The sequence below is a fragment of the Paranoxybacillus vitaminiphilus genome (assembly GCF_003259935.1).
Taxonomy (GTDB): Bacteria; Bacillota; Bacilli; order Bacillales; family Anoxybacillaceae; genus Paranoxybacillus; species Paranoxybacillus vitaminiphilus.
The window spans coordinates 67,443-79,597 of record NZ_QLMH01000013.1 but is presented as its reverse complement, the minus strand read 5'-3'; the positions used below and the strand labels follow the sequence as shown (position 1 = coordinate 79,597).

Here is a 12,155-nt window from a genome sequence, read left to right as displayed (position 1 = left end):
TTTTGCAGCTTGATAATGAGATTTCGTAAGCTTTCAGTCATATTATTGATGGTTCTCGCCAGCACTTCAAGCTCACCTTTGGCTTCGACTTGCACCGTTTGGCTTACATCCCCATCCATAATCGCTTGCGCCCGTTCCGTTAGTTCGGCAATCGGCTTGAAAAAAATAACGGAGAATCATAAAGGATATAATAACTAGCACCACAGACGTAGCGAAAGAAATAATCGTACTGTCCATAAGGTTTGAAAGATATGAAACGATTTCAGAACCGATTAGCGTGAGCAAAATCACCCAGCTTAAGTATGACATTTTAACTTTCATTTAATCCTTCCTTTCTTTCTAAATCTTTGAGATTTAAAGATAAATGCATTGTTTATCGTATCCGTTTTCAAAGACCTAGTAGATAATTAAGTTTTTCTTTCATTTCTTTAATAGCGTTCTAACTGAATGGAGTCATCATTATTTAATAAGTTCTTTTCAATGTTGGAAACAAATAAAAAACTACCCAACATACTAAGAGGGCAGCCGATTAGATAAAAGTATCCCAAACGAAAAACGGACGTGTTACAAAACTTACAATCGATAATGTAATGGATAAAAAGCAGTGGCGAAATTGTATAGAAAATTAACACGTGTCCAAAAAATCCCTGTGATCGTTAGTAATCATGTATCTTGCTCACGGCGAGATACATGTTCATATTTTTTTGTTTAGTAAAGTTTTGCAACGCTATCAATAATCGAAAACCTTCCAAAATTTCCCGGATGAAGGGCAGCTGGCTGGCATATCTTTTATCTAAGATTTAGCCCCTGTAGCTTTGCGTCCTACCCTTTCGAGCAGTTTGCCAACATTAAAGTTAGTTTTGTAGATTTTTGTAGATTTTTGTCATTTCACAACACGAATTATACTATATTTTTTCTGAAAAAATAAGCTATTTTTATTAAGTTTTTTACAAAATTTAATTAATTAATAAGACTTTATCTTTAATTTAGTTTTTGAAAAAAGGGGAGAAAATACCTATTGTTTATTCCTATAATCAGAGTTTTATTCTTGATATTTGCTGTACGTTTCTCGCCAACTATTATGGTCGGACACGGAGTTAAGTACAATCGCTGAATTTGCTCAATGCGGCATAAAAATTAAAAATTCTCTTTTTTATTGAATAGAACTTGCTCATATACGATGACTGAGCTTTATTGTCTAAGTTTTTAGGTTTTTTTATTTATGTTAAATGAATCCTAATTGATAATGTATTCGTAAATAGTTACAGAAACATATTTGTAACAAAAATTAACACTATAACGTTTGACTGTATAGTTTTTTTACTATATAATTTCATTAAACATACCGAATAGTAGATGGGGAGTGAGTTCATTGGGAAGTTGCTTAAAATTGGTGAACTTGCAGAATTAGCTGGCGTTTCCAAACGGACCATTGATTATTATACGCAGTTAGGGTTGCTTGAGCCCGTTCGTTCCGAGACAAATTATCGCTATTATCCTGAAGAGAGTATCGCACATTTACAGTTAATCCATGCATTAAAGAAACAGCATTTAACTCTCGAGGAAATAAGAGAGCGCCTGCAGCTGATGAAAAATCAGCCTGCTCCGATGAATGAAATTATCGATAAGATCGAGCATCTTCAAGAACAAATGCAGCATATTCAAGAAGAAGTGCTGGAATTAAAGCCGTTGCTCAAACAATTAAATGAACAACAAATCAAGTTGATGACAAAACCATTGACCCAGCAAGGTTACGCATTGTTACATTCATTAGCTATATTGCTTGGAGAAAATCCTTTTATTTAACAAATATTAAGGAGAGATGAAAAGAATGTTTAAAAAACTTTTATCGAAACTTGGGATTGGCTCTGCCAATATTAATCTTATGCTGCATCATTCCCAAGTTCGCTTAGGGGAGACCATTAGCGGTGAATTTTTTATTGAAGGTGGAACAGTAGAACAGCATATCAACAAAATTGATGTCGAGCTTCGTTTAACATTGAATCAAAACGGTCAAGTGCAGACAAAAACAGTGGCAACGATTCCAGTTGCTTCTTCCTTTACTATTCAGTCTGGCGAGAGAAAAGTGTTGCCTTTTACATTTGAATTACCAAAAAGTTTGCCGGTTTCCAGACACAGCGTTCATTACACGTTTGTTACCCGTCTTGATATTGCAGGCGGAGTCGATCATTTAGATGAAGATGCGGTGCAAATTCTTCCGCCGTTACCATTAGAGAAAATCTTCGCTGCTTTTGAAAAATTAGGGTTCCGGGAAAAGGCGACTTCAGGAGCATTAAAACCGTATGGCCAAGAATTTGAATGGTTTCCGACAGAGCAATTTAAAAACATTGTTCAAGAAGTCGAATTTTTGGCATCTCTTGAAGAAGAGGGAGTTCGTCTGTTTCTTGAGGTAGATGTATATGCAGGAGCCTTTGGTTTACAGGAAAAAGAATTGAAGCGGGAAGTATTTTTCCCATATACGGAAACAAACAATGTTAGCATACTAGCTGACAATCTTCGTGAAATGATTCAAGAAATGATTGAGCAGCCATATCAGTATGCAGCTTCGTCCTACATGACTCACCATTCTCATATTTCTCATTCACATGGACGAGGACATAGTATGATGGGAGCGATTGGCGGTTTTGCCGCGAGTTTATTTGCGGGAATGTTAGTGGAAGAACTCGTAGATGATGCCGTAGAGGAAGCTCTTGGTTTCGAGGAGGAAATAGAAGAAGAGGGAGCAGGATTTTTTGACGATTTCTTCGGTGGGGAAGATGAAGAATTCTAATACTACTGATAAGGGGAGAATGTAATGTTATTTCATCCAATGGATATTCTCATCTTTTTAGCATTTGGACTCTCACTTTGGGCACAATTGAAAGTAAAAGGAACCTTTCATCAATGGGCGGAGGTTCATGCGAATTCTTCGCTTACAGGGGCTGAGGTAGCCAGAAAGATTCTCGATTCCAATGGGTTATATCATGTTCCCGTTGAATTAGTACCTGGTACATTAACAGACCATTACGATCCATTGTCACGTACCGTTCGATTGTCTGAACCTGTTTATTATGGACGTTCTATCGCTGCTGTATCGGTAGCTGCCCATGAAGTTGGTCATGCAATCCAGCACCAGCAATCATACGGTGCACTCGTTTTACGGCATCGTATGTTTCCGGTAGTGAATTTTTCTTCTGGCGTTGCTCCATTTCTATTGTTAGGCGGATTTTTGTTGCAGCAAACTTCACTCATTGGGCTTGGCATTATTCTCTTCTCAGCAGCCGTGGCGTTCCAATTAGTGACGCTGCCGGTAGAATTTAATGCAAGCTCTCGAGCGAAAAAGCTTCTTGTAGCTGAAGGATTTATCCACAATGATGAAGTACGCGGAGTGAATAAAGTCTTAAATGCAGCGGCATTAACATACGTAGCAGCGGCATTAATCTCTGCGCTAGAGTTAATCAAGTTTATTATGATTTTCTTTCAAGGAAATAGTGAAGAAGAATAAGAAAAACATATTATACAATTAGCAGGAGGTGGATTCTCTAGCTGTTTGTATGCAGTTAGAGAGCTTAATTGGAGATAGTTAATTTACTGATGGTTGGCATTTTAATTGCCTTGACGGCGTTTTTTGTTGCATCAGAATTTGCCATTGTCAAAGTGCGCAGTACACGGATTGATCAACTCGTGGCAGAAGGAAATCGAAACGCCATGGCTGCAAAACGGGTCATCGGCAATTTAGATGAATATTTATCGGCTTGCCAGCTTGGCATCACCATCACTGCATTAGGGCTTGGATGGCTTGGGGAACCAACGGTGGAACATTTGCTTCATCCTGTATTTGAGCAAATGAATTTGAATGAGTCTGTAGCATCTCTCCTTTCTTTTGCAATTGCGTTTGCAGCGATTACATTTTTGCATGTGGTCGTTGGGGAGCTGGCTCCGAAAACATTGGCGATTCAAAAAGCAGAAATCATTACGTTGTTATGTTCAAGGCCTTTAATCTTTTTCTACAAAATCATGTATCCGTTTATTTGGGCATTAAACGGATCAGCACGTGCCATCACCGGATTATTTGGACTAAGACCGGCATCCGAACACGAAGTCGCCCATTCAGAGGAAGAGTTGCGGCTTATTTTATCTGAAAGTTATAAGAGCGGAGAAATTAATCCGTCGGAATATAAATACGTAAACAATATTTTTGAGTTTGACAATCGGATCGCCAAAGAAATTATGGTGCCGCGCACAGAAATTGTCGCATTAGATAAAAACGATTCAATCGCGGACATTTTGGAAATTATGAAGAAAGAAAAATATACACGCTATCCTGTTATAGACGGCGATAAAGACCATATCGTTGGGATGGTGAACATAAAGGAAATATTAACGGATTGTATTCAAAATCCACAAGCGATTGAAAAGAAGTTAGATGATTATATTCGTCCAATCATACAAGTAATCGAATCCATCCCTATTCATGACTTGCTTGTAAAAATGCAGCGTGAACGAGTCCATATGGCGATCTTAGTCGACGAATACGGAGGAACTGCAGGGCTTGTGACGGTTGAAGACATATTGGAAGAAATCGTCGGTGAGATTCAAGATGAATTTGATATTGATGAAGTTCCGATGATTCGTAAAGTAAACGAACATACCACCATTGTTGATGGAAAAGTGTTGATTGAAGATGTAAACGACTTACTTGGAACAGATATCGATGATACCGATGTCGATACGATTGGCGGTTGGATTTTAACGGAGAAATTTGATATTCAACAAGGTGAGATTCTCTCCTACGGTGATTATGAATTTAAGGTATTAAAAATGGAAGGTCACCATGTCCAATTGGTTGAAATCACGAAACGTGTGAAAACTCCTTTACTTACAGTACAAGAAGCGGCAACAAAATAACAGTTAACAATTAAAGAGGGGCTGGCCCATAAGTGTCTGACCTCACATGCATTCCACCATATATCCTCCATTTATCTTATGTTATGTGGGGTCTGACACTTTGCTTTTGGGTCAGCCTCTTTGTTTTTCTAAAAAGGCAAGTCGTTATTTTACAACACCGTTTCGATTTTTATTACACTATTTATTGATTATGTACATAATTAAACAAGACATATGTCATTACAAGTAGCGGTTCTATTTCCTCATAGCCTTCTTGAGCTGCTGATTTGTATTTCTAAAATGATAAAACGTAAAGTCATTCCAATTGCCCCGACGACAAACAACGCTAATAATTTCCCAAATTCAGTCACTCCTTTCCAATCACTATACGAATTAGGAAGGGAAATGTTTTAATAATGTGATTTTTAAAACGGTGAAATAATGTATGATATATTCCTTTAACAATCCATCATTAGATAATTTTTTCTTGCTTATATAATTATATTGTTATATGATGATTAAGGATAAGGGGGGAGATAGTAATGAAACAAGTTGCTGCGAGTGTGGAAGAAGTCGCGACAGTATTAAAACTATTGGGAGACAAAACAAGACTAACGATCATGGGACTATTAAATAATCAAGATTGTTGTGTGTGTGAGTTAGTTGAAATTTTTCAGATGAGTCAGCCTGCGATAAGCCAGCATCTTCGGAAGTTAAAAGATGCAGGTTTAGTGAAAGAGACGAGAAAGGCCCAATGGATCTTTTATTCCATGAACAAGGAACATGAAATGCATTCATTAATCAAAGATATTTTAGCTCACATTCCAGATCAGAAAGAAAAATTAAAAGAGCTTGAAGAAAAAGGAACAAAAATCTCGTGTGAGTAACAAAGAGGTGATCGTTTGTTTTCAGTCATACTGGCATCATTGATTTTTCTCCTGACTTTAATATTGGTTATTTGGCAGCCAAAAAACTTGTCCATTGGTTGGTCTGCATGTGGGGGCGCACTTCTTGCTTTATTAGTAGGTGTCGTTGATTTGAAAGATGTTATCGATGTGACAGGCATCGTCTGGAATGCGACTCTTGCCTTTATTGCGATTATTATTATTTCATTAATTTTAGATGAAATTGGCTTTTTCGAATGGGCAGCATTACATATGGCAAAAACGGCGAATGGGAACGGAGTGAAGATGTTTATCTTTGTTTCCATTCTTGGAGCTGTCGTTGCCGCATTTTTCGCCAATGACGGGGCAGCCCTCATTTTAACGCCGATTGTTCTTGCGATGGTCCGAGCTTTAAAGTTTGATGAAAAGAAAGTGTTGCCTTTTATTTTGGCAAGTGGTTTTATTGCTGATACGACTTCGTTACCGTTAGTGGTTAGTAACTTAGTCAATATTGTATCCGCCGATTACTTTCACATTGGGTTTATTGAGTATGCATCACATATGGTGATTCCAAACTTCTTCTCGCTCGGAGCGAGTATTTTCGTGTTATATCTTTATTTTAGAAAAGATATACCAAAACAATATGATTTATCGCAGTTAAAGAAACCAAGCGAAGCGATTAAAGACCATAAAATGTTTAAGCTTTCTTGGGTTGTATTAAGCATTTTATTGATTGGTTATTTTGTAAGTGAATTTACAAAGGTTCCCGTGTCTTTCATTGCAGGAGCAGTAGCACTGGCTTTCTTATTTATTGGAAGAAAAAGCCCGGCTGTACACGTGAAACAAGTATTAAAAGGAGCACCGTGGGCGATTGTGTTTTTCTCCATCGGTATGTATGTCGTCGTTTATAGTTTAAGAAACGTAGGATTGACCAATGTTTTAGCCGATGTCATTCAAGCAGCCGCCAATCAAGGATTATTTATTGGAACGATTTCCATGGGCTTTATTGCGGCGATTCTCTCATCGGTGATGAATAATATGCCAACGGTGATGATTGATGCTTTAGCGATCGCTGATACAAACACAACAGGCATCATTCGTGAAGGATTAATTTACGCCAATGTGATTGGTTCTGATTTAGGACCAAAAATAACCCCAATCGGCTCCTTAGCGACCCTCCTTTGGTTGCACGTATTATCAACAAAAGGGGTCAAGATTACGTGGGGAACTTACTTTAAAAATGGGATTATTTTAACCATTCCAACATTATTCATTACACTTGTTGGACTTTATATATGGTTACTTATCCTCTAAGAAAAGGAGCAGAGACACATGAAAAAGAAAATCATTTACTTTTTATGTACTGGAAACTCTTGCCGCAGCCAAATGGCAGAAGGATGGGCGAAAAAATATCTTGGCGGCGAGTGGGAAGTGTACAGCGCTGGCATCGAAGCTCACGGATTAAATCCGAACGCCGTAAAAGCCATGAAAGAAGTAGGGATTGACATTTCTAACCAAACATCCGATGTCATTGATCCTGAAATTTTAAACAAAGCTGATTTAGTCGTAACATTATGCGGTCATGCGGCAGAACATTGCCCGGTGACACCACCGCATGTGAAGCGTGTACATTGGGGGTTCGATGATCCAGCAAAAGCTCAAGGGACAGATGAAGAAAAATGGGCCGTATTCCAGCGTGTTCGCGACGAGATTGGTGAAAGAATTAAGCGGTTTGCGGAAACAGGCGAATAATAGTAGAAGGCTGACCCAAAAACAAAGTGTCAGACCCTGCAACACAATATAGATAAATGAGCGATATATTGTGAAATGTAAGGGGGTCAGATGCGTATCGGTCAGCCTTTTATATGACAATAGATATGATTGTATAGGTTGGTAAACCAGGCTTTGCAATCGGGAATTGAAGTGTCTGTTTTGTATACCCCTTCCGAAACTGATTCATTAACAGTTACTTTTTTATTTAGTCAGACGGATAAAGCATTAAAAGTTTTTAGCCACTTCTTGGGCTTGTTTTATCGCCTTTTCTTTAATCCCTTCAGCTTCGTTAGGGAATTGCGCCATACCTTCCACGATAATAGATTGAACATCTGTAATTCCGATAAAACCGAGAACGGCTTTCAAATAGCGGTCTCCAAACTCCATTTCGTTCATTGGAGCCTCGGAATAAATTCCTCCGCGCGCTTGAATATGTAATGCTTTTTTACCCGTTAATAAACCTACAGATCCATTTTCTGTATATTTAAATGTTTTACCCGCAATACAAATCGTGTCAATATAAGCTTTCATTTTTGGTGGAAAGCTGAAATTCCACATTGGAGTAACAAATACGTATTTATCAGCCTCGATAAACTGATCAGTTAATTGGTTGATTCGGCTTACTTTTGCTTTTTCATCGGCGCTTAACTGGTCAAACGCATGTCCTTGTTGAAGCTTACCCCAGCCATTAAATACATCCGTATCGATGTATGGAATGTCTGTTTGGTAAAGATCTAATTCCACTATTTCATCTTGTGGGTTTTGCTGTTTGTAAGCATTTAAAAATGCTCTGCCGACAGATAAACTGAACGATTGGTCTTCTGGTTTTGGATTTGCAGTAATATACAATAATTTTGCCATTTTATTCTCCCTTTCTTATTCAAAATTCGAAGTCATAGATTATTTTGCGCGAAAAAGCTAATATCATTCCTTTAGCAGTGAAGAACTGGGTACGGAAGGGGTATTTCAAAACAATACTATAATAAAACTACTTTCTTACTTTTGTAAAGTAATATGATTTTTTTTACTAATACGAAAGGACATTATTTGTTCTATGACTAATTTTCGATGTTGGAAGATGACGTGTGAGCTTATAATGCGGAATTTAGAGAACAATGGCTGGAACTCCATCTATATCTAAAATTAAGAATAAAAACCTAGCATTTTACACGCTAGGTTTTATTTAACATGTTCACCGAGAAGTCTCCCGCCTCTAAGCGAAGTGTAGGTGGAGAGGTTCATTCTTTCTTTATCTCAACCGGAAAATCATCCTCGCTAAAACTATGTTCTGCCCAGTGATGAATAGCAGAAATAATCGGTTCCATTTGTTTTCCTCTTTCTGTTAATTCATATACAACCCGAACCGGAACTTCAGGATATACTTGCCGTTTCACAATTCCCCATTTTTCTAGTTCCTTTAATCTTTCTGAAAGTAATTTTCCGCTAATCGGTAGACATGATTCCAACTGTCCGAACCGTTGCGGGCCATTAAGAAGCACATAAATAATAAGTCCCATCCAGCGTTTTCCTAATAGTTGCATCGCTGCTTCAATTTTAGGGCATATTTCCATTTTTTCCATAAACGTCACCTCTCCATTTATTATATAACAAAAGAGTTGACGTTCAACATGTTACAATGATAAAGTAAATTTAATAATTATACTTAATTACCAAAAGTAATTAAAAATTCAAAAATATGCTTTGCCAGTTCATTTTGTAGTAAAACAGGCGATTATTCATTACATCTATTTTCAGATTTCCTTATAGCGGATGTTGTATTAAATGGAAAGGATCTCGATTTTGAATCAGGGGTTGTTATAGGTTCAAGATGATTTGTTCTCGAATGCTTAAAACTTGACTTCTGTAAATTCTAACTTTTAATATGATAAAGCAAAATAAACTTACTAAAAGATATTTTGTATATTACTATTAGTAATAATCAACATGGGAGGAATGCACATGGCAACGAATGTCACAAACGTAAAAGATGTTTTTACTGTCATTAACGAAAGAAGTTCAGTTCGCAAGTATAATCCGTCTATTGAAATTTCGGAGAATGAATTAAAGGAAATGATTGAAGCAGCCGGCAAAGCTCCGTCTGCTTGGAATTTGCAGCATTGGCATTTTGTTGTAATCAAAGGAGATAAAGCACAAAATCGTCTATTGCCAATCGCGTACAATCAACAACAAATCGTTGAAGCATCTGCGGTGATTGCTGTATTAGGCGATCTTGAAGCAAATAAAAATACAGATGCTGTGTATAATCCTTTAGTAGAAGCGGGGTATATGACAGCAGAAATTAAAGAAACACTTGCCAAACAAATTGCAGGAGCTTATGAGAATCATCAATATGCGCGTGACGCGGCATTCAGCAATGCTTCCTTGGCTGCTATGCAGCTAATGCTCGCTGCAAAAGCAAAGGGATGGGATACATGCCCAATCGGCGGTTTTAATGCAGAACAATTCGTTAATGAATTTCATATTCCAAAACGCTACGTTCCAGTGATGCTTATTACGATTGGGAAAGCTGCAGCACCTGCACATAAATCCACTCGTCTTCCAATTGAAGCCATTACAACTTGGATTGAAAATTAATTAAGAAGAGGCTGACCAAAAAGCAAAGTGTCAGACCCACAACACAATATATAGGACATAACATAAGATAAATGGACGATATATTGTGAAATGCACGTGAGGTCAGACACTTATGGGTCAGCCTCTTTTTTGTTTCATCGCACTCAATGTATCAGTTGAATAAGTAAAGAAAAAGGGATTAAACTTTAAAACGATTTCAAATCATGTTTTGGGGTACGGAGCCTGAATTCAACCTAAATGAGATAAAATTAAACATTGTTTATAGATTTGTAGAAAATTGGTATGTAATGCTAGAATGGTTTTTAAAGTGCAAACGTCACAAGAAAAATAGCGGGTACAGTCATTCCATAATCGTTTCATCTCATCCATCTAAGATAAAAGGAGCTGTTTCTAACTTGGTGAAAGAGAAGTTAATCCATAATGAACCATTTGAATTTGAAGAATGGTACTGGACGATTAACAGAAAGGTATATCATATTCACAAGTATCGCTGCATCGATTGCGATGAAGAAGCAGGATACTATTATGACTATATTATATTGAAAGTAAAAGATGAACAAGGAAAAGACCTATGCTATATCAAAAAATACAATCGTGATAACCTGATGTCTTTTTTCTGTGACCCTTACGCAATATTTAAAGAGGATTTATCACAAATGCTGAAGTTGCTAAAAGTTAAATATTCAGTAAAGAAATTCTGCTATTTTATTGTTGGTAGCGGCTATCAACGAATAGATAAATTTAAGCTATAGAATGACCTTATCGCTTAGCAATCGTAATTTGGGAAGCGATACTTGGAAAGGGGATCACTTGCTTATTAGTTATTATGGTTAGGAGAATGATTAGCAAATACTTATATATCGAAAACCTATCTGGAAGTTTCAAAATCCAATCGGAACATTTCCGTGACCATTTTGATGCATGTTAGGATGAAATTAGTTTCACAGTATTAACAGTATTATAGGAACAACCAAAAAATCGTGAATAGAAAGATGATATAAATCTAACTTGCTTTCTCAATATAACGAGAGTTTATCACTTCCTTGTTTGCAATGTACCTCAAAAAAATGCTCTGAAAATAAAAATTTTAACAACCTCTAAACAACGTGTAGGTGGGAGAGGTTCATTAAATGATCCTTGAATCAGACCGTTATTGAAGACGGCAGAAGATTTGTGGAAAATAACCTGACAAAGTGGAACGTCATGATGATATTCTTTTTTTCTGTAGAAGAAATACCAATATAAAAGCTCTTCCTAGTTACGATAAACCAAGGGGGAAATGCTGATATTACCATTTTTTTCGTTAACATGTAAAAATAAAACTATGTTCTAAATAATCAATAAAACCAAAGAAAAACTATTTCAATTAAGGAGTTTCGTGAAGGAGAATTCTATATCTTTGACGAAATACTATAAATGAAAAATGTAGGAATGTAGGTGTAAAAATGAAGTGGTTATTGATGCTCTTTGCTGTGATAGCGGGTATGGCAACATCTATTCAAGCTGGAGTAAATGGCAGTCTTGGAAAAAGAATCGGTGTCATGGAAGGTGCATTCGTATCCTTTCTGATTGGAACAATTGCGTTATTTCTATTTCAATTGTTTTTCGGAACAGGTAACTTGCTTCAAATGTTTTCCGTTCCAAAGTGGCAATTGCTTGGCGGTTTACTAGGTGCTTTTTATGTTTTTGTCATGGTACTTGTTGTGCCAAAAATTGGAGTTGCAACTGCAATAATGGCTATTATCGTCGGACAATTGGTGATGAGTTCGATCATCGATCACTTTGGCTTGCTTGGTGGAAAACAAATTCCATTTGATATCAAAAGAATGGCAGGGATTGTTTTACTATTTAGTGCCTTATTTTTATTTTATAAAAAATAATTGTTTTTCTATACAACGGAAGCGATATATAAAAACGAATGGAGTGTTGTTTACGGTGAAAAATGGGGATTTAGTTTAGAAATAGAAGAATGCAAAAAAAGAATCCAATTATTTGATGAAGTTGCCAGAAATAAGA

13 protein-coding genes and 1 riboswitch are annotated in these 12,155 nt (G+C 36.9%); of the genes, 10 read left to right on the top strand and 3 right to left on the bottom strand.

Annotation, left to right across the window (positions count from 1 at the left end):
- On the bottom strand, positions 1-119 hold a 119-nt coding region (locus tag B0I26_RS18675), incomplete at its 3' end, for a HAMP domain-containing protein (protein ID WP_245934801.1).
- A 646-nt stretch (positions 120-765) separates the two neighbouring features.
- A riboswitch (cyclic di-GMP riboswitch) is annotated at positions 766-854 on the bottom strand.
- Positions 855-1,380: 526 nt separating this feature from the next.
- Between B0I26_RS18675 and B0I26_RS13615 the strand changes: the two genes are divergently transcribed.
- From B0I26_RS13615 to arsC, 7 genes are all read left to right on the top strand, one after another.
- Positions 1,381-1,806 (top strand): MerR family transcriptional regulator, encoded by a 426-nt coding sequence (locus B0I26_RS13615; protein WP_245934800.1) that lies wholly within the window; start codon positions 1,381-1,383, stop codon positions 1,804-1,806.
- A 25-nt stretch (positions 1,807-1,831) separates the two neighbouring features.
- On the top strand, positions 1,832-2,791 hold the full coding sequence (locus B0I26_RS13610; RefSeq protein WP_111645971.1) for a sporulation protein: 960 nt from the start codon (positions 1,832-1,834) through the stop codon (positions 2,789-2,791).
- Between the two features lie 24 nt (positions 2,792-2,815).
- Positions 2,816-3,505, top strand: coding sequence for a zinc metallopeptidase (locus tag B0I26_RS13605; protein WP_111645970.1), 690 nt, complete (start codon positions 2,816-2,818; stop codon positions 3,503-3,505).
- Positions 3,506-3,573: 68 nt separating this feature from the next.
- Positions 3,574-4,908: a hemolysin family protein gene (locus B0I26_RS13600; RefSeq protein ID WP_111645969.1), complete on the top strand. Its 1,335-nt coding sequence runs from the start codon at positions 3,574-3,576 to the stop codon at positions 4,906-4,908.
- A gap of 521 nt (positions 4,909-5,429) precedes the next feature.
- A complete protein-coding gene (locus tag B0I26_RS13595; RefSeq protein WP_111645968.1) occupies positions 5,430-5,774 on the top strand; it encodes an ArsR/SmtB family transcription factor in 345 nt (114 codons plus the stop codon).
- Between the two features lie 15 nt (positions 5,775-5,789).
- Positions 5,790-7,085, top strand: coding sequence for an arsenic transporter (locus tag B0I26_RS13590; protein WP_111645967.1), 1,296 nt, complete (start codon positions 5,790-5,792; stop codon positions 7,083-7,085).
- An 18-nt stretch (positions 7,086-7,103) separates the two neighbouring features.
- Positions 7,104-7,523: an arsenate reductase (thioredoxin) gene (gene arsC, locus B0I26_RS13585; RefSeq protein ID WP_111645966.1), complete on the top strand. Its 420-nt coding sequence runs from the start codon at positions 7,104-7,106 to the stop codon at positions 7,521-7,523.
- Positions 7,524-7,769: 246 nt separating this feature from the next.
- Here arsC and B0I26_RS13580 read toward each other — a convergent pair whose 3' ends face one another.
- Both B0I26_RS13580 and B0I26_RS13575 read right to left on the bottom strand, forming a co-directional pair.
- A complete protein-coding gene (locus tag B0I26_RS13580) occupies positions 7,770-8,405 on the bottom strand; it encodes an FMN-dependent NADH-azoreductase (RefSeq protein ID WP_111645965.1) in 636 nt (211 codons plus the stop codon).
- Between the two features lie 377 nt (positions 8,406-8,782).
- Positions 8,783-9,124, bottom strand: a complete 342-nt coding sequence (locus B0I26_RS13575; protein ID WP_111645964.1) for a winged helix-turn-helix transcriptional regulator — start codon at positions 9,122-9,124, stop codon at positions 8,783-8,785.
- Between the two features lie 379 nt (positions 9,125-9,503).
- On the opposite strand from B0I26_RS13575, the gene B0I26_RS13570 reads away from it, so the two are divergent.
- The 3 genes from B0I26_RS13570 to B0I26_RS13560 all read left to right on the top strand — a co-directional run bounded on the left by B0I26_RS13570 (position 9,504) and on the right by B0I26_RS13560 (position 12,019).
- Positions 9,504-10,139, top strand: coding sequence for a nitroreductase family protein (locus B0I26_RS13570; RefSeq protein WP_111645963.1), 636 nt, complete (start codon positions 9,504-9,506; stop codon positions 10,137-10,139).
- A gap of 203 nt (positions 10,140-10,342) precedes the next feature.
- Positions 10,343-10,891 (top strand): hypothetical protein, encoded by a 549-nt coding sequence (locus B0I26_RS13565; protein WP_111645962.1) that lies wholly within the window; start codon positions 10,343-10,345, stop codon positions 10,889-10,891.
- 693 nt (positions 10,892-11,584) lie between these two features.
- Entirely contained in the window at positions 11,585-12,019 is a 435-nt protein-coding gene (locus B0I26_RS13560; protein WP_111645961.1) for a DMT family transporter, read from the top strand.
- Positions 12,020-12,155 lie beyond the last annotated feature (136 nt).